This is a genomic window from Comamonas testosteroni ATCC 11996 (genome assembly GCF_000241525.1).
Lineage (GTDB): Bacteria > Pseudomonadota > Gammaproteobacteria > Burkholderiales > Burkholderiaceae_C > Comamonas > Comamonas testosteroni.
Genome location: NZ_AHIL01000004.1, coordinates 73344 through 90522, shown reverse-complemented (window position 1 = coordinate 90522; position 17179 = coordinate 73344). Strand labels below are relative to the sequence as shown.

The following is a 17179-nucleotide window of genomic DNA, read 5'->3' as shown; positions in this document are numbered from 1 at the left end:
GGAAACCGCGCTTTTTTGTTGCCGCTGAACTCAGGATCGAGTTGTGGGCTCAGGATAGCTGACGTCCAGAATCTCCAGCATGCGCACGCCGGCCGGCGTGGGCAAGGCCACCTCATCGCCCACGCGCGCCTTGAGCAACGCGCGCGAAACCGGGGCAATCCAGCTGACCTGGTTCTGCGCGCTGTCCGCCTCGTCAATGCCCATGATGGTGATGGTGCGCTCCACGCCCTCGTCATCCACGTAGCTGACCGTGGCGCCGAAAAAGACCTGGTCGCTGCCTGCGTGCACGCCAGGATCGACGACCTCGGCGATCTCCAGCCGCTTGGTCAGAAAGCGGATGCGGCGATCGATCTCGCGCAGGCGCTTCTTGCCGTAGAGATAGTCGCCGTTTTCGGAGCGGTCGCCGTTGCTGGCCGCCCAATGTACGATCTCCACGATCTTGGGGCGCTCGTTGTCGATCAGATCCAGCAGCTCGTCCTTGATGCGCTGGTAGCCCCGGGGCGTGATGTAGTTCTTGCCGCCTGCGGGCAATGGCGGCAGAGCGCCGACGTCATCATCGTCGTCGCCGTCCGATTCTTTGGTGAAAGCCTTGCTCATGAGGCCGATCTTCACACAGATCGAGGACTGATCAGGCCAGGGCTCGTCAAAGCCCGGAAACGAAAAAGCCTCAGAACCTTGCAGTTCTGAGGCTTGTCGTTTGGTGCGGCTGGCAGGAATCGAACCCACGACCCCTTGGTTCGTAGCCAAGTACTCTATCCAGCTGAGCTACAGCCGCTAAGCCTCGAATTATATACAGTTTTTGAAGCTACTCGGTGAAAACCCGAATTTTTCTTCCAAGACCCTCCAGGCCCGTCAGCCCCGCGGCAACAGGCAGAGCAGAAACGAAAAAGCCTCAGAACTTTTCAGTTCTGAGGCTTGTCGTTTGGTGCGGCTGGCAGGAATCGAACCCACGACCCCTTGGTTCGTAGCCAAGTACTCTATCCAGCTGAGCTACAGCCGCTAAGCCTCGAATTATATACTTATTTTCAGACTTGAAGAAAAGTCTCCCGGAATTTTCAAATTCCGGGCGCCGCTGCGCGCGTGCAACCACATGAAAAGCCTGATTCCAAGCACATGCATATGCGCTAATCTCGAGCGCTGAAACCGGTCCGCCAGCAAACTGCTGGCGGCCTCTGCGATGTCTCGTTCATGGACCCCAAAGAACCAGATCCCGCGCGTCAGGGCAGCCGGTCGCTCCAGGCCACCACGGGCTGCGCCAGTGCATTCAGAATCATCAATGACGACAGACAGAAAACAGGCCTCGCCTTCGATTCCTCCATCCGTGGCCATGTGGGAGCAGTTGTTTCGCCGCAGCGCCAGGCCCTCGCTGAGCCTGCAGGGCCAGATTCGCGAAATGCTGGTCGATGCCATCCTCACCGGCATTCTCGCGCCCGGTGATGCCGTCCCCTCAAGTCGTGAGCTGGCCAAGCTGCTGGGCGTGGGCCGCATCACCGTGGTCATGGCCTACCAGCAGTTGACCGAAGAGGCCTTTTTGCTGAGCCGCGAGAGAAAAGGCCATTTCATCCACCCCGATGTACTGCAGGGCCGCACCGCAGAGCGCAACCCCGGCAACATCAGGAATGCGGACACCGAGGCGCACACGGACTGGTCGCGCCGCCTGTGGCTGCGCCCCAGCCTGCAGCGCAGCATCGTCAAGGAAGACGACTGGCAGCAGTTCCCCTATCCGTTTCTCTACGGCCAGTTCGACAAGGAACTGTTTCCCACGGCCGCCTGGCGCGAATGCTGCCTCAAGTCCCTGGGCGTGGTGGACATCCGCATGTGGGCACCCGATCACATCACCCGCGACGACGACAGCCTCATCCAGCAGGTGCAGACCAAGATCCTGCCGCGCCGCGGCGTCTGGGCGTCACCCGACGAAATCATTATCACTGTCGGCGCCCAGCATGCGCTTTACATGGTGGCCGATTTGCTGATGCGCGAGGGCACCTCCATCGGCATCGAAAACCCCTGCTACCCCGATGCGCGCAATATCTTCAGCAGCCGCACCTCGCAGGTCATCCCCATTGGCGTGGATGGCGATGGACTGCCTATCGTCAATGCCATGCGCAAGCTCGAGTACCTCTACGTCACGCCCAGCCATCAGTGCCCCACCGGCGTCACCATGCCGCTGGAGCGGCGCGAAGCCCTGCTCGAGGCCGCACAAAAGCACGATCTCATCATCATCGAGGACGACTACGAAAGCGAAAGCAGCTTCGACGAACAACCCATCCCGGCACTCAAAAGCCTGGACCGCAACAACCGCGTGATCTATATCGGCAGTCTCTCCAAGAGTCTGGCACCCGGCCTTCGCGTGGGCTATATCGTGGCCCCGCCCGAGCTGATCAAGGAGCTGCGCGCGCTACGCCGTCTGATGATCCGCCATCCGTCCACCTTCATCCAGCGCACATTGGCCATGTTCATCTCGCTGGGCCACTACGAAGCCCAGCTGCGCCGCCTCGGCCAGGCCCAGAAAGAGCGTCATGCCGAGCTGACGGCAGCCATGGCTCGCTACCTGCCCCAATGCCGCATCACGCCGGTACGCGGCGGCGGCTCGTGCTGGGTGCAACTGCCCGATCATGTGCCCGCACAGTCACTGGCACGCCAGGCCGCCGAGCATGGAGTGCTGATCGAGCCCGGCGATGTGTTCTTCACTTCCCCTCGCAACACGGGCAACTTCATACGCCTGGGCTACCAATCCATTCCTGCGGGACAAATCTCCCAGGGCATCAAGGCCCTGGCAGAAGCCATGCACTGCCTGTAGAGGCGCAAAACAAAAAGCCCCGGACTCAGGGTCCGGGGCTTTTGTTGGTCTCATCAACTCTTGTGCAGCTTGGGCGGAGCCAGCTCGTCGAGCAGCCCCTCGGGACTCATTCCGCGCCGCAACGCCTGGCGCACGCGATAGGCAATCAGCAAGATGCACAGGCTGGCCACACCCAGGGCCAGCGGCGTGCGCTGCTCGGGAATGAAGCCCATGGCCACCACGATGGACAGCATGCCCGCAATCGCCAGCCAGGTCAGATAGGGGAAGCACCACATGCGCACCTTGAGCAGATGCGGCGCTTCGCGCTCCAGACGCGAGCGCAGGCGCAGCTGGGAAATCGCAATCAGGATGTAGACAAAGATGGCAACCGTTCCGTAGGAGTTCACGAGAAAGGCGAACACCTTGTCGGGAGACAGATAGGACATGACGATGGCGCCGTAGCCGAACAATGTGGCCACCAAAATCGCGTACACGGGCACGCCGTTGCGGCTGACCTGGGCCAGCACCTTGGGCGCATCGCCGCGTCGCGTCAGCGCAAACAGCATGCGTGACGAAGCATAAAGCCCGGAGTTGAGCGCCGACAGCACGGCGGTCAGCACCACTGCATTCATGATCTGGGCTGCGGCCGGCACGCCCATGGCATCGAGAGCGCTGACATAGGGCGTGGACATGCCGGTGGAGTTCCATGGCACCAGGCAGGCCACCAGCAGCACCGATCCCACATAGAACACCAGCACGCGCAGGATGACCGAATTCGTGGCCTTGGCCACGGCCTTCTGGGGCTCAGCGGTTTCGGCCGCCGCAATCGTCACAATCTCCGCGCCGAAATAGAAGCCGGTCGCGGCCACCGCGCCCGTTAGCACCGGAACAATGCCGTTGGGCATGAAGCCACCGTTCTGGCTCAGGTTGGCGACATGCATTCCGCCGCCTCCCGGTGTCAGGCCCAGCACATAGACGCCGGCGATGAACAGAAACACCACGATGGCCGCCACCTTCACGGAAGCCAGCCAGAACTCGCACTCGCCAAAGGATTTGACCGAGACCAGATTGGTCAGCGTCATCATGACCAGCAGGACCAGACTGATGCTCCAGGCCGGCACGTCGGGCAGCCAGTAGCGCACCAGCTCGGCCCCCGCCACCGCTTCGATGGCCACGACGATGACCCAGAAGTACCAGTACATCCAGCCCGTCAGAAACCCCGCCAGCTGCCCCACGGCGGGCCGGTCGCGCCAGGCTTCCCGGGCGTACTCGTAAAACGAGCCGCCTGTCATGGAACAGGCCATCTCGCCCAGCATGCGCATCACCAGCACCACCAGCAGGCCGGTGATCAGAAAAGAGATGACGGCCGCCGGCCCGGCCGACTTGATGACCACGCCGCTGCCGACGAACAGCCCGGCTCCGATGACGCCGCCCAGGGCAATCATGGTCATGTGCCGCTGTTTGAGGCTGTGCGACAGCCCGTCCAGCGACGAATGCGGATTTCCAATCATTTTTGTCTCCTGTCTTGCCGGCATGGGAATGCCGGTCGCCACGGCTTTATGTATCTGGTCGTGCCTTGCTGCTCGTGCAGGCCGTTGCCGTGGTCGTTCAGTTATCTGCTTGAAAATTGTCGTGAGAAGCCCTGCGTGCAACGCCTCCCACCGTAAGGCAAGAAGGTGTGCCCGCAGGCCTGACGTGTGTCAGGAAAGCGCCACTGGAGGACGATCCTTGCGGTAGGCGTTCTTGACGGCGATCTTGCCGTCGCGAAAGGTGAACACATCGACCATGCGCGCCTCTACCCGCAGGCCGTCGGCCTTGGTGCCTTTGAAGGTGCTTTCCGAGACGCCGCGCGCGCCCTGGACGAAATGCTCTCCGTCCACCCAGGCGGCATCGGGGAAGGCCTGCCAGGCCAGCTGAAAGCCCTCGCGCACCGCCTCCCGGCCCACAAAGCTGCGCCCCATCAGATCAGGGCCGGCTACGGCGTGAAACTCGCATTCGTCGGCCATGAAGTCCATCAATGCGTCAATGTCATGCCGATTCCACGCGTCGGAGAAACGCGCCAGAAACTGGACATCGGGTTGGGATTCTTGCTTGCTCATATGCTCTCCAGATTGCTGTCATGTCATGGGGCCGACCATTGCAAAAGCGACCCCTTTCGATCGAAAAATGCCTGAAATTCCGATGGCTCATGGTAGGTAGCACTGGCTCCATTTCGTAGGACCAGTTGCTGGCTATCGTTAAGTCCAAGGCCTTGCCGCGCAAGGCGCGGACCCCTCGCGCAAAGACGGCGGCACGCACCGAAAAAATGCCTTGAAAAAGGCCGCATTTCCTCTGAGCGAGACGCTCTGCCGCAGCTCTTGTGGATGCAGGCCGACGCCCGTCGGCAAACGCCTCTTGTGCTGCCTCATTTAGGTGAAAACGATAGGAGAGCATCAACACGCTCAATGCGGTCATCGCCGCCGCAGGCGCAGGGAAAGTTCACGGCAACACCCGCTGGCTGCACAGGTTGCGGTGGACTCCAATACATCCCCCCGAGGTGGCGAGTGACACCGCCTGGTCATGCCGGCCTGAAGCAGGCCAGCGCGCAGCCCCGCCTGGCGAGTGCGACTCGATGGGGCGCCCGGTTTGCAAGAGACTCGCCGCAGCCCCTCTGCGGCAATCCCGAGGTTCGGATGGCCAGGCTTGCACGCTGGCTCCATCAAAACCTGTGCCGTGGCCCTAACCAGCGACACAGGGGGCTGGCTATGCTGCTCTGGACATCGCAAGCAGTGCATCAGCATTGACTTTGCGCACATCAATTCCATAGCAATAGAGCGCCGCTTCAAACGCAGCCACACCAGGAGACGACCGCCATGAAAGCCGAGGACATCCGCCCCAGCCATCTGAATCCATACGACCCGCAGTACGACCCCCTGGTTGCAAGAAACCCCGGACATGGCGCCGGCTACGCTCCGACCTACTGGGTAGGAACGGCAGGCAGGCCGCCTGACGACGATGGTCCGGTCTGCGGCGACATGGAAGCCGATGTGGTCATCGTCGGCTCGGGCTTCACGGGCCTGTCCACTGCGCTGTTTCTGGCCCGCGAACACGGTATTCGCGCCGTGGTTCTCGAAGCCAACCAGAGCGCATGGGGCTGCACCAGCCGCAACGGCGGCCAGGGCCAGAATGCCAGCGGCCGTCTGTATCGTTCCCAATGGATAGAGCGCTGGGGCAAGGACGTGGCCCTGAAGCTGGACGCGGAAATCCGCGAAGGATTCGACACCTTCAAGAACCTGGTTGCCGAGTTTCCAGAATGCGAGCCGCAACCGGGAGGGCATCTGTATATTGCCCACCGCGACCGAAAAATGGATTTTCTGCGCAACGAGACCCGCGTCATGCGCGAAGTCTTCGGCTATGACGCCCGCATACTCAGCGTCGACGCAGTGCGCCGCGACTATGTCGACGACGCCGACTGCCGTGGCGCGATGCATGAGCCCGACGGCATTGGCGTGCATCCGCTCAAGCTGGCATTCGGCTATCTGCGCAAGGCCCGCGAGCTGGGAGTGAAGGTGCATCCCGCCAGTCCCGTGCTGGGCATGGAAACGCGAAACGGCGTGCATTACCTGCAGACACCGGGCGGCACGGTCAAGGCACGCGCCGTCGGCTTTGCCACCGGCGGCTATACCAGCAACGGCCTTCACCCCAGCCTGCGCTCCAAGATCATGCCGATTCTCTCGAACTCGCTGGTCACCAGGCCCTTGACGCAAGAAGAGCTGGCCGCCACCAATTTCAAGACCACGCAAGTCATCACCGACACCCGCACCCTGCGCTTTTACTACCGCAAGCTGCCCGACAACCGCGTGCAGATCGGCAGCCGCAGCTCGATCACCGGCGCCGATGCGCCCAATCCGGTCCATATGGCCAAGCTGGTCGAGGGCCTGCACCACAAGTTCCCGGCCCTCAAGGGAATCCAGGTGGACTACTCCTGGTGGGGCTGGGTCGATGTAAGCCACGACATGATGCCGCGCATCACCCAGCCCGATCCAAGGCAAAGCGTCTTCTATGCGGTCGGCTATGGCGGCAATGGCGTGTCGTTCTCTGCGCATGCAGGCCGTCGCATGGCCCAGCGCATCGCAGGCCAGAACCTCAAGGCCTTCGAGTTGCCAATCTACAACTCATCGCTCGAATATCCGAATGTGTTCAATATGGTGCGCTCGGAGGCATTTGCACCATTTCGCCGCATGGGCCAGCGCTTTCTCTACCACTGGTATCACATGAACGACGAGAAAAACTGACCCTGCCAGCCGCCGTCCGGCTTCACGCAACGAAGAGCACCTTCCGCAAGGAAGGTGCTTTTTTTCATCCTATCTACGGATGCGGTGCAGCCCCCTCTCGGGCGTCCCGGCCACAGGAAAAGCCGCCCCTGTGGCACGCATATTGCGCAAGCGCTCATGCCTCTCGGACAGCCCGATCCTCCCGCATCTGTCCGCGATCAGTGAAACCACCTAAGCCCATGCAGACACCGCAAAAACGCCTCCCACCAGAACCGAGATATCCCGTGCAAGCCGCGCCATGCAAGGCTTTGCAATGCACGGTCGCGGTGCACGCCAACCCGTGCTGCACGCACCATCCGGGGCCGTGCGCGACTGGACCTAACGATTCACATCAACTGGCCCTACTGGCCTCACAAGGTTGCTCACTACGATCCGCTGAGAAAGCTCTTTGAGCCTCGCGATGCGGCTTTCAACCGGTTCAGCCAGAAGCGGGAATGGGAAAGCAAGTCAGCAAGAGTGAGCACAGCAAGGGTTCTCTGGTCTAAGTCTTCAACCGATATCGCTCTAACCAAGGAGAAATTGGCAATGAAAATGCAAAAACGATGGATGCTGAAAGCGGGTGCCGCGACAGCAGCACTGGCCATGACCGGCTTCGCGCTGGCGCAGCAGAAAACCGTGACCTTCGCCAACCAGGACATGCTGGTGCCTCTGCGACTGGTCATGGAGTCGGGCGAGGTGGAAAAGGAGACGGGCTACAAGATCAACTGGCGCATGTTCTCGGGCGGCGGCGACGTGATACGGGCGATGGCCTCGGGTGACGTGCAGATGGGAGAGGTGGGATCCAGCCCGCTGACCGCAGCCGCCAGTCAGGGGCAGGACATCAAGCTGCTCTGGATCTCTGCAGACATCGCCAGCGCCGAAGCCCTGGTGGCACGTGATGGCGGCGGCATCAGCAATTTCAAGAGCATGGAGGGCAAACGCATAGGCGTGCCGTTCGTCTCCACCGCACACTACCAGCTGGTCGCGGCCCTGGGCAAGGAAGGCGTTGACGCACGCAAGGTCAACATCATGAACATGCGCCCACCAGAGATTGCCGCAGCCTGGGAGCGCGGCGATATTGACGGCACCTTTGTCTGGGACCCGGTGCTGGCCAAGGTCAAGCAAAAGGGCAAGGTGATTGCCACCTCCGGCTCCATTGCGCAGATGGGCTATCCCACCTTTGAGGGCATTGCCGTGAGCAGCAAGTTCGCCCAGGAAAATCCCCAGTTCATGGTGGCCTTCATCAAGGCCCTGAATCGGGCCAGCGCCCAGGTGCGCGACAACCTGGCCAGGTGGACTCCCGATTCGCCCGAGATCAAGGCGATTGCCAAATGGAGCAAGGCCGACCCCAAAGACGTGCCCGCAGCCATGGCGCTTTACCGCTTCCCCAGCGCCGAGGAGCAGCTCGGCGTGCAGTGGCTGGAAGGCGGTGCGGCCAAGGCAATGACCAATACCGCAACGTTTCTGAAGTCGCAGGGACGAATCCAGGAGGTCAAGCCCGACTACGCCGCGTACGTCAACAGCAGCTATGTCAAGCAGGCAATCGGCCGCTGACTGCCCGCCCACGACGGGAGTTTCCCGTCGTGGCTCCCAGCTTTGTTTCACATAGGAGGGCAATGTCATGCCGACTCTGGATATACGTGACCTGACCGTCAATTACGAGGTCAAGGGCGGGCACTTGCAGGCCCTGGCGCCCGTCAACCTGACCATGCATGAAGGCGACTTCGTGGTCGCTCTGGGTGCATCGGGCTGCGGCAAGACAACACTGCTCAACTGCATGGCAGGCTTTCTGGCACCTTCCAGCGGCCAGATCCTGCTGGACGGCAAACCCATTCAGGGCCCCGGAGCCAATCAGGGGGTGGTGTTTCAGAAGCATGCGCTGATGCCATGGCTCAATGTGATCGACAACGTCGCGCTGGGACTGCGCATGCGCGGCATGGATCTGAAGACGCGCACGCAGATCGCCGAAGAGAAACTGGGTCTCGTGGGCTTGCAGAACTATGCCAGGCGTGCCGTCTATGAACTGTCTGGCGGCATGCAGCAACGTGTCGGCATTGCCCGTGCGCTGGCCAACGATCCGGCACTGCTGCTGATGGATGAACCCATGGGTGCGCTTGATGCCTTCACGCGCGAGCAGGTTCAGGAAATCCTGCTGCGGGTATGGCATGCCACCCACAAGATGGTGTTCTTCATCACCCATTCGGTGGAGGAGGCGCTGTTTCTCGCCAGCCGGCTGATCGTCATGAGCCCCAGCCCGGGCCGCATCTCCCATGTCTACGACGACATGCCGTTCTGCCATGAGTTTCTGCGCACCGGCGATGCGCGTGCCGTCAAGTCGCGCCCCGACTTCATCAGGATGCGCGAAGAAGTTCTGAGTCTGATTCACCACCGGGAGCCTGCCAATGTCTGAAGCAGTCCAAATCAATCATCTGCCCGCCACGACAGCGCGCGTGCAGCCCAAGGCCACTGCCCCGCAGGCGTCAGGACCGGTGAAGACCAGTCGCTTCAAGACCCCCGGCGAAGGCTCCAGCCTCGGCATCAGCATCGTCACCGTGGCCTTGCTGCTGGCACTGTGGTTCGCCGCCACCAATCTCGGCTGGATCAAGCCCTTGTTCCTGCCCAGCCCGCAGGCGGTGTTTCAGCAGTTCTATGAATACCTGACCGGGCAGGCCAACGACAAACCGCTGTGGCAGCATTTCTCGGCAAGTCTGCTGCGCGTGACCGTGGCGTTCTGGCTGGCCTTCCTGATTGCCGTTCCGCTGGGCATCGCGATGGGGATGTCGCGCTTTGCACGCGGCATCTTCGACCCCCCCATCGAGTTCTACCGCCCCCTGCCGCCACTGGCCTATCTGCCGCTGATCATCATCTGGTTCGGCATCGATGAAACGCCGAAGATTCTGCTGATCTTCCTGAGCTGCTTTGCACCCTTGGCTCTGGCAGCCCGATCGGGCATGCGCAGCGCAGCTCAGGAGCAGATCAATGCCGCCTATTCGATGGGAGCGAGCTACTTCCAGGTGATCCGCCATGTGATCTTGCCGGCTGCCCTGCCCGACATTCTGGTGGGCATGCGCATTGCCATCGGCTTCGGCTGGACGACTCTGGTTGCCGCCGAAATGGTGGCAGCGAACGTGGGCCTGGGTCAGATGGTGCTCAACGCCTCGAACTTCCTGCGCACCGACATCGTCATCATGGGCATCATCGTCATCGGTGTGATCGCCTATGTGTTCGATCTGTTCATGCGCTGGGTCGAAAAGCGCCTGGTTCCATGGAAGGGACGCATGTAAGCCCTGTCACTTCCCGCCTGCGCGAGCGGCGGGGAGTAGTCGGACAAGCAGGCGACGGAGCAGACATTGCGCCTTCCCGCCGCCTCTTTTTTTGGCTTGCTGGGTATAGTTGCTCAGCCGTGTGCGGCCCCATCGCGGGGATGGGTCGCACAGTCCATCCCTGTCATCGTTTGCACAGCATCTCGGCCACCGAAAACAGCAGGGCCTCGTCGATATCGTGCTGCAGATCGACGGCAAGCCTTTGACGGTAGAAGACCCCCAAATCCAGCCCTACGCCCAGGGCACAGACCTTCACGCCGCCCATGCGCTCCTGGGCGGCAAGAACCTGCCGCAGATGCTGATCCAGATAATGCTCGTCATTGGCCTGATGGGTCGCCGTGTCCATGGGACAGCCATCGGAGATCACGAGCAGGATACGACGCTGCGCGGTCTTGGCGCGCAGCCTCTGGCACGCCCATTCCACGGCCTCGCCGTCGATGCCTTCACGAAAGATGTCGGGCTTGCGCAGCGCCGCAATGCCATGCCGGGCGTGACGCCAGGGCTTGGCCCCGTCCTTGAAGACAATGTGCAGGCGCTCGTTGAGACGCCCCGGAAACTGGGGCTGGCCGGCGCGCTGCCAGCGGCGGCGCGTTCTGCCGCCATTCCAGGCCTGCGTGGAAAAACCCAGTATCTCCACGCTCGCACCGGCCATCTCCAGCGCTCGCCCCAGCACATCGAGCAACAGCGACAGGGGCTTGGCAAAGGTTTTCATGGATCCCGAGCAGTCCATGAGAATGGTGACTGCGGTCTCGTTGACGGGGCGCTGCATTTCGTCCTTGAAAATCGCGCGCTGCTGCGGGTCCGTCACCAGCTGGGACAGGCGGCTGCCGTCCAGATGGCCTTCCTCCAGCCCGAAGTTCCAGCCATTGCGCTGCGTGCTGGCCAGGCGCTGCTGCAGATAGCGCGCCAGCCGCCCGGCCTGCTGCAATCCCGAGCGCGCCAGCTCCTCGTCCATCTGCTCCCGGAACTGGGCCAGCTGCAACGCGCGGATCAATTCGCCGGCCTGCACCTCCCTATCGAACTCACGCGTGAAAACCCGGTAGCTTTGCGCGGTGCCGGCCCAGGCCCGGCTGTCGCCGCTTTGCGCCACGGGCATGCCGTCCTGACTCTGAGACTCAAAGTGCAGAGGCAGGGCAAAACTGCTGCGTCGCCTGGGGCCGCCGGCACCGCGCGGCGCATCCTCCTGCGCCGCACGCACCGCCATGCCGACCCAGCGGCTGACGGCCAGGGCTGGCTCGACAAACTGGAGCTGCCGGTCTCTGAAGCGCCGCAGTTCATCCCAGTGCCGGCCCAGCGGGCAAGCCATGGACATCCGCGTGGACTCCACCAGATCAGCCATGCGCTCCGGTATCTCATGCCCGGTCAGCCGGCTCCAGGCCGTGATGGCCACCGTAAACAGCAAGATGCCAAGACTGCTTTCCGTCAGGCCGGAATCCACGAATGCCTGGCACCAGTTCACAAAACGCTGGCGCATATTCTCGCGCGCTCCGGGCCAGGCCTCGGGCACCAGACTCTCCACGCGCAACTGCTCCAGCAGCTCGAACACCATGCGCTCCACCGGGTCCTCGGGCAGATGCGCCTGAAACAGGGCCTGGTCGCTCCACTGCAGACGCAGCCCCATGCTGTCGAGCAGGCCGCGCTGATCCGTCTGCTGCACCGGCACCTGGGTATGGTGGGCCGCCGCCTGGGGTATGGGCGTGGTGCCGCGGTACAGCGTCTGACCGCTCCATTGCAGGCTGACGTCGCCGGTGACCGCGCGCAGCATGGCGCCGCCCCAGGCCTCCATACAGGACAGCGAGGCAGGGCCGGAGGTCCCGGCGCTCATGCCAGCAACGCCAGTGCTGGTTCTGCGGGCTGCGCCAGCTCCTGGGCGAAGCAGCGCTGGAAATATTCGCTCACGATGGCGCGCTCGGCAGGCTCGCATTTGTTGAGGAACGACAGCTCGAAGGCCAGCTTCAGGTCGTGGAAGATGGCGATGTTCTCGGCCCAGTTGATCACCGTGCGCGGAGACATCAGCAAGGACAGATCCCCCACGGCAAAGCCCTTGCGCGTCAGCCCGGCCAGCGCCACCATGGCGTCCACCTTGCGGCGCCCGTCGGCGGTAGCAAGCTCCGGCACACGCGCCAGCACGATGGCCGCTTCCTCGGCCGGGGGCAGATAGTTCAGGCTGGTGACCAGATTCCAGCGATCGAGCTGGGCATGGTTGAGCTGCTGCGTGCCGTGATAGAGCCCGTTGAGATTGCCCTGCCCCAGGGTGTTCATGGTGGCAAACAGCCGAAAGCACGGATGCGGCTGGATCACGCGCTTTTGATCGAGCAGGGTAAAGCTGCCCTCACGCTCCAGAACCCGCTGGATGACGAACATCACGTCGGGGCGTCCGGCGTCGTACTCGTCAAACACCATGGCCACGGGCCGCTGCAGTGCCCAGGGCAGAATGCCTTCCTGGAACTGGGTCACCTGCTTGCCTTCCTGCAGCACGATGCTGTCCTTGCCCACCAGATCCAGGCGGCTGATATGACCGTCCAGATTCACGCGCACGCAGGGCCAGTTCAACCTGGCGGCCACCTGCTCTATATGCGTGGATTTTCCCGTGCCATGCAGGCCCTGAATGACGACGCGCCGGTTGTGCGCGAAGCCCGCCAGGATGGCTTGCGTCACCTGCGGATTGAGGCGGTAGGCCTTGTCAATGGCGGGAACATGTTCGCTCGGCTCGGCAAAAGCCGGCACGCTCATGTCCGTGTCGATGCCAAATACATCGCGCACGCTGACGGTGCGGGTGGGCTGCAGCTGGCTCAGGTCAGTCATCATCGGTTTCCGGTGGAACGTCATCGTTAATGCGGGCGATCGCCTCGACGGCCGCCTGCAGCTTGGGAAGAAAGGACAAGGCCTTCTCCTTGGAAAAACGCATGATGGGCGCCTGCACGGCAAGCCCCATATTGGAGTTGCCATTGGGTGCAGGCACCAGCACGCCAAGGCACAGCAACCCAGGCAGGAACTCCTCGTTGTCGAAGGCGTAGCCCTGCGTCCGCACCTGATCGAGCTCCTGCTCCAGCGCCTCGAAGGTCGTCAGCGTGTTGCCGGTGAACGCTTCCAGCGGCACATTGGCCAGCAGCCGGCGGCGCTGAGCGGGCGACATCTGGCTCAGGAACAGCTTGCCCGTGGCCGAACAGTGCGCGGGCACGCGCGAGCCCGGATGCAGATAAAAGCGCAGCGGGGCCGGCGTCTCCACGCGGTCCAGATACAGGACCTCGCTGCCCGAAAAAGCCGTGATGTTGCAGCTCTCGCCGAGCTCGCGCACCAGTTGAGTCAGCACCGCATGCCGCGCGCCATGCGTGGTGTTGTTGAGCAACACGTTCTGCGCCAGCCGCATCAGCCGCTGGCCCGTGCCGTAGTGGCGGCCGTTGCCATCTCTTTGCAGGATTCCGGCGCCCTCCAGCTGCGCAAGCATGCGGTGCATGGTCGGCTTGGGCAGCCCTGTCTCCTCCACCATGGTTTGCAAGGTGAAGGGCTGGCTCTTCTGCGCCACGGCTTCCAGCAGCGCGAACAAACGCAGATTGGGCGTGTCTCCGTCCAGGCGAGCCGAGGGGGTGTCTTCGCTGTGCTTCATATCGTTGTCGATCATAGTAATTTCCATTTTTCGAGTCAATTTGTTCCGCAAAAAGAAATTTACTTGCATAAACTCGAAAAAATGCCATAGACTGACATCGTTATTTCTTTTTCCGGAACCATAGGTTTCAATTTTTTAAGGAGACAAAGATGGCTGCAACGGACAATCGTAAAGTGGTTGAAGGCGTTCACAAGATGACCCCTTCGGAAGCATTCGTGGAAACCTGCGTCGCCAATGGCGTCAGCGAGATGTTCGGCATCATGGGTTCCGCCTTCATGGATGCCATGGACATCTTCGCGCCCGCAGGCATTCGCCTGATCCCGGTGGTGCATGAGCAAGGTGCGGCCCACATGGCCGACGGCTATGCCCGCGTCTCGGGTCGCCACGGCGTGGTGATCGGCCAGAACGGCCCCGGCATCAGCAACTGCGTGACCGGGATTGCCGCAGCCTACTGGGCGCACAGCCCGGTGGTGATCGTGACTCCCGAGACCGGCACCATGGGCATGGGCCTGGGCGGCTTCCAGGAAGCCAACCAGCTGCCCATGTTCCAGGAGTTCACCAAGTACCAGGGCCATGTCTGCAACCCCAAGCGCATGGCCGAGTTCACGGGCCGCGTCTTCGACCGTGCCATGTCCGAGATGGGCCCGACCCAGCTCAATATTCCGCGTGATTACTTCTACGGCGAGATCGAGTGCGAGATTCCCAAGCCCATGCGCGTGGACCGCGGCCATGGCGGCGAAGCCAGCCTGCAGGCCGCCGTGGAGCTGCTCAAGACCGCCAAGTTCCCGGTGATCCTGGCCGGCGGCGGCGTGGTCATGGGCGATGCCGTGGAGGAAGCCAGGCAGCTGGCCGAGCGCCTGGGCGCGCCCGTGGCCACCGGCTATCTGCGCAACGATGCCTTCCCCGCCAAGCACCCGCTGTGGGCCGGCCCGCTCGGCTACCAGGGCTCCAAGGCCGCCATGAAGCTGATCGCCCAGGCCGATGTGGTGATTGCGCTGGGTTCGCGCATGGGACCCTTCGGCACCCTGCCCCAGCATGGCATGGACTACTGGCCCAAGACCGCCAAGATCATCCAGATCGAGGCCGATCACACCAATCTGGGCCTGGTCAAGAAGATTGCCGTGGGCATCAACGGCGATGCCAAGGCCGTAGCGGCCGAGCTGAGCAGGCGCCTGGCCGATGTGACGCTGGGCTGTGACGCCACCAAGGCCGCGCGCGCCGACACCATCGCCACGGAAAAAGCCGCCTGGGAAAAGGAGCTCGACGGCTGGACCCATGAACGCGACCCCTACAGCCTGGACATGATCGAAGAGGCCAAGGGCGAGCGCACGCCGACCGGCGGCAGCTATCTGCATCCCCGCCAGGTGCTGCGTGAACTCGAAAAAGCCATGCCGGCACGCGTCATGGTGTCTACCGACATCGGCAACATCAACTCGGTGGCCAACAGCTATCTGCGCTTCGACGAGCCGCGCAGCTTCTTTGCCCCCATGAGTTTCGGCAACTGCGGCTATGCCCTACCCACCATCATCGGCGCCAAGTGCGCAGCCCCCGATCGCCCGGCCATCGCCTATGCAGGTGACGGTGCCTGGGGCATGAGCATGATGGAAATCATGACCGCCGTGCGCCACGACATCCCCGTGACCGCCGTGGTGTTCCACAACCGCCAGTGGGGTGCGGAAAAGAAGAACCAGGTGGACTTCTACAACCGCCGTTTCGTGGCCGGCGAGCTCGAGAGCGAAAGCTTTTCCGACATTGCCAAGGCCATGGGAGCCGAAGGCATCGTGGTGGACCACATCGAGGATGTGGGCCCGGCACTGCAAAAGGCCATCGACATGCAGATGAAGGAAGGCAAGACCTGCGTGATCGAGATCATGTGCACCCGCGAACTCGGCGATCCCTTCCGCCGCGACGCCTTGTCCAAGCCCGTGCGCATGCTGGACAAGTACAAGGACTATGTCTGACGCCGTCTGACACCCCCTGAGGCGCTGCGCGCCTTCACCCTCGTTGCACGGCGCCTCTCTACCCGCTTCGCGGGGGAGGGGGGCGACACCCTCGGTGCGGGGCGGCGCGGCCAGCCCAGGCCCTTCCTCGGTGTCCCTGGGTTGGGCCGCGCCGGTTTCATGCGCCTGAGTGAAGCGCAAGGCCCTCGAAAGCCGACTCCCAGACCCCTGCGTTGCTCACGCCGGGCCCTGTACTCCCCGCAGGAGCTTTCATGACTCCCCCACTCTCACTTGCCGTGGCCGCCGACGATGCACCCGCCACGCCGCGTCCCCATCTCCAGCAATTGATCGACCAGGCCCGGGCCCGCGGCCCGATTCCTGTGGCCGTGGCCTACCCCTGCGACGCAGGCTCTGTGCAGGCGGCCATGCAAGCGGCGCACGCCGGCCTGATCAGGCCCCTGCTGGTAGGACCGCGCCAGCGTATCGAAGCCGCAGCCCGCTCTGCCGGTCTCGATCCGTCTGCCGCCGAGATTCACTCCACGGCGGACGACGCCCGCATCGCTGCGGCCCAGGCCGCAGCCCTGTGCCGCGATGGCCAGGCCCGGGCCCTGATGAAGGGCAGCCTGCACAGCGACGATCTGCTGGGCGCGGCCGTGGCGCGTGAAGCCGGTCTGCGCGGCAGCCGCCGGGCCAGCCATGTCTTCATCATGGACATCCCCGGCTACGACCGTCCGCTGCTGATGACCGACTGCGTGGTCAACATCTTTCCCAGCCTGATGGAAAAGCGCGATATCGCCCAGAATGCGGTCGATCTGGCCCATGCCATCGGCATAGTCCAGCCACGCGTGGCCCTGCTGTCGGCAGTGGAGACCGTCAACCCTGCCATTCCAGGCACCATCGATGCGGCAGCCCTGTGCAAGATGGCCGACCGCGGCCAGATCACGGGCGGCATCTTTGACGGCCCGCTCGCTTACGACAACGCCATCTCCCTGCACTCGGCACACAACAAGGGCATCGTCTCCGATGTCGCCGGTCGCCCCGATATCTTGCTGGCCCCCAACCTGGAAGCCGGCAACATGATCTACAAGCAACTGGTCTACATGGCCAACGCCGAATGCGCGGGCCTGGTACTGGGCATGCGCGTGCCCATCGTGCTGACCAGCCGCTCCGACTCGGTGGCCAGCCGCATCGCTTCCTGCGCCCTGGCCGTGCTGTCCAGCGCAGAGATGCAGGCATAG

At 62.8% G+C, this 17179-nt stretch carries 13 protein-coding genes and 2 tRNA genes; 7 read left to right on the top strand and 8 right to left on the bottom strand.

Features of this window, described 5'->3' with window-relative positions; genetic code table 11:
• Positions 1–30: 30 nt before the first annotated feature.
• The 3 genes from greB to CTATCC11996_RS02840 form a co-directional block, all read right to left on the bottom strand.
• Positions 31–597, bottom strand: a complete 567-nt coding sequence (gene greB / locus CTATCC11996_RS02850; protein ID WP_003072843.1) for a transcription elongation factor GreB — start codon at positions 595–597, stop codon at positions 31–33.
• 101 nt (positions 598–698) lie between these two features.
• Positions 699–775, bottom strand: a tRNA-Arg gene (locus CTATCC11996_RS02845).
• A 148-nt stretch (positions 776–923) separates the two neighbouring features.
• Positions 924–1000 (bottom strand) — tRNA-Arg (locus CTATCC11996_RS02840).
• Positions 1001–1276: 276 nt separating this feature from the next.
• On the opposite strand from CTATCC11996_RS02840, the gene pdxR reads away from it, so the two are divergent.
• Positions 1277–2800: a MocR-like pyridoxine biosynthesis transcription factor PdxR gene (pdxR, locus tag CTATCC11996_RS02835; RefSeq protein ID WP_034348092.1), complete on the top strand. Its 1524-nt coding sequence runs from the start codon at positions 1277–1279 to the stop codon at positions 2798–2800.
• Between the two features lie 53 nt (positions 2801–2853).
• Here pdxR and CTATCC11996_RS02830 read toward each other — a convergent pair whose 3' ends face one another.
• Positions 2854–4290, bottom strand: a complete 1437-nt coding sequence (locus CTATCC11996_RS02830) for an amino acid permease (protein WP_003072835.1) — start codon at positions 4288–4290, stop codon at positions 2854–2856.
• A gap of 189 nt (positions 4291–4479) precedes the next feature.
• Positions 4480–4878, bottom strand: coding sequence for a nuclear transport factor 2 family protein (locus CTATCC11996_RS02825; RefSeq protein WP_003072832.1), 399 nt, complete (start codon positions 4876–4878; stop codon positions 4480–4482).
• A gap of 753 nt (positions 4879–5631) precedes the next feature.
• On the opposite strand from CTATCC11996_RS02825, the gene CTATCC11996_RS02820 reads away from it, so the two are divergent.
• From CTATCC11996_RS02820 to CTATCC11996_RS02805, 4 genes are all read left to right on the top strand, one after another.
• Positions 5632–7053, top strand: coding sequence for an NAD(P)/FAD-dependent oxidoreductase (locus CTATCC11996_RS02820; RefSeq protein ID WP_003072830.1), 1422 nt, complete (start codon positions 5632–5634; stop codon positions 7051–7053).
• Positions 7054–7617: 564 nt separating this feature from the next.
• A complete protein-coding gene (tauA, locus tag CTATCC11996_RS02815; protein WP_003072828.1) occupies positions 7618–8625 on the top strand; it encodes a taurine ABC transporter substrate-binding protein in 1008 nt (335 codons plus the stop codon).
• Between the two features lie 67 nt (positions 8626–8692).
• A complete protein-coding gene (locus CTATCC11996_RS02810; RefSeq protein WP_003072826.1) occupies positions 8693–9481 on the top strand; it encodes a taurine ABC transporter ATP-binding protein in 789 nt (262 codons plus the stop codon).
• Positions 9474–10355, top strand: coding sequence for an ABC transporter permease subunit (locus CTATCC11996_RS02805; protein WP_003072805.1), 882 nt, complete (start codon positions 9474–9476; stop codon positions 10353–10355). The genes CTATCC11996_RS02810 and CTATCC11996_RS02805 overlap by 8 nt, the downstream gene beginning before the upstream one ends.
• 163 nt (positions 10356–10518) lie before the next feature.
• Here the strand turns inward: CTATCC11996_RS02805 and CTATCC11996_RS02800 are convergent, their stop codons facing one another.
• Genes CTATCC11996_RS02800 through CTATCC11996_RS02790 form a run of 3 tightly spaced genes read right to left on the bottom strand, consistent with a single transcriptional unit; the run spans position 10519 to position 14016 of the window.
• Positions 10519–12219, bottom strand: coding sequence for a cobaltochelatase CobT-related protein (locus tag CTATCC11996_RS02800; protein WP_003072803.1), 1701 nt, complete (start codon positions 12217–12219; stop codon positions 10519–10521).
• On the bottom strand, positions 12216–13199 hold the full coding sequence (locus tag CTATCC11996_RS02795) for an AAA family ATPase (protein ID WP_003072798.1): 984 nt from the start codon (positions 13197–13199) through the stop codon (positions 12216–12218). The genes CTATCC11996_RS02800 and CTATCC11996_RS02795 overlap by 4 nt, the downstream gene beginning before the upstream one ends.
• Positions 13192–14016 (bottom strand): IclR family transcriptional regulator, encoded by an 825-nt coding sequence (locus CTATCC11996_RS02790; RefSeq protein WP_003072795.1) that lies wholly within the window; start codon positions 14014–14016, stop codon positions 13192–13194. The genes CTATCC11996_RS02795 and CTATCC11996_RS02790 overlap by 8 nt, the downstream gene beginning before the upstream one ends.
• Before the next feature lie 134 nt (positions 14017–14150).
• Between CTATCC11996_RS02790 and xsc the strand changes: the two genes are divergently transcribed.
• Positions 14151–15962 carry a sulfoacetaldehyde acetyltransferase gene (gene xsc / locus CTATCC11996_RS02785; RefSeq protein ID WP_003072792.1) on the top strand — a complete coding sequence of 604 codons (1812 nt, stop codon included), beginning with the start codon at positions 14151–14153 and terminating at the stop codon, positions 15960–15962.
• 251 nt (positions 15963–16213) lie between these two features.
• Positions 16214–17179: a bifunctional enoyl-CoA hydratase/phosphate acetyltransferase gene (locus CTATCC11996_RS02780; RefSeq protein ID WP_003072788.1), complete on the top strand. Its 966-nt coding sequence runs from the start codon at positions 16214–16216 to the stop codon at positions 17177–17179.

Bases quoted from the DNA above. Each gene is read 5' to 3' on its own strand.
- greB (WP_003072843.1), bottom strand. From the start codon at position 597: ATGAGCAAGGCTTTCACCAAAGAATCGGACGGCGACGACGATGATGAC.
- pdxR (WP_034348092.1), top strand. From the start codon at position 1,277: ATGACGACAGACAGAAAACAGGCCTCGCCTTCGATTCCTCCATCCGTG.
- CTATCC11996_RS02830 (WP_003072835.1), bottom strand. From the start codon at position 4,290: ATGATTGGAAATCCGCATTCGTCGCTGGACGGGCTGTCGCACAGCCTC.
- CTATCC11996_RS02825 (WP_003072832.1), bottom strand. From the start codon at position 4,878: ATGAGCAAGCAAGAATCCCAACCCGATGTCCAGTTTCTGGCGCGTTTC.
- CTATCC11996_RS02820 (WP_003072830.1), top strand. From the start codon at position 5,632: ATGAAAGCCGAGGACATCCGCCCCAGCCATCTGAATCCATACGACCCG.
- tauA (WP_003072828.1), top strand. From the start codon at position 7,618: ATGAAAATGCAAAAACGATGGATGCTGAAAGCGGGTGCCGCGACAGCA.
- CTATCC11996_RS02810 (WP_003072826.1), top strand. From the start codon at position 8,693: ATGCCGACTCTGGATATACGTGACCTGACCGTCAATTACGAGGTCAAG.
- CTATCC11996_RS02805 (WP_003072805.1), top strand. From the start codon at position 9,474: ATGTCTGAAGCAGTCCAAATCAATCATCTGCCCGCCACGACAGCGCGC.
- CTATCC11996_RS02800 (WP_003072803.1), bottom strand. From the start codon at position 12,219: ATGAGCGCCGGGACCTCCGGCCCTGCCTCGCTGTCCTGTATGGAGGCC.
- CTATCC11996_RS02795 (WP_003072798.1), bottom strand. From the start codon at position 13,199: ATGACTGACCTGAGCCAGCTGCAGCCCACCCGCACCGTCAGCGTGCGC.
- CTATCC11996_RS02790 (WP_003072795.1), bottom strand. From the start codon at position 14,016: ATGATCGACAACGATATGAAGCACAGCGAAGACACCCCCTCGGCTCGC.
- xsc (WP_003072792.1), top strand. From the start codon at position 14,151: ATGGCTGCAACGGACAATCGTAAAGTGGTTGAAGGCGTTCACAAGATG.
- CTATCC11996_RS02780 (WP_003072788.1), top strand. From the start codon at position 16,214: ATGACTCCCCCACTCTCACTTGCCGTGGCCGCCGACGATGCACCCGCC.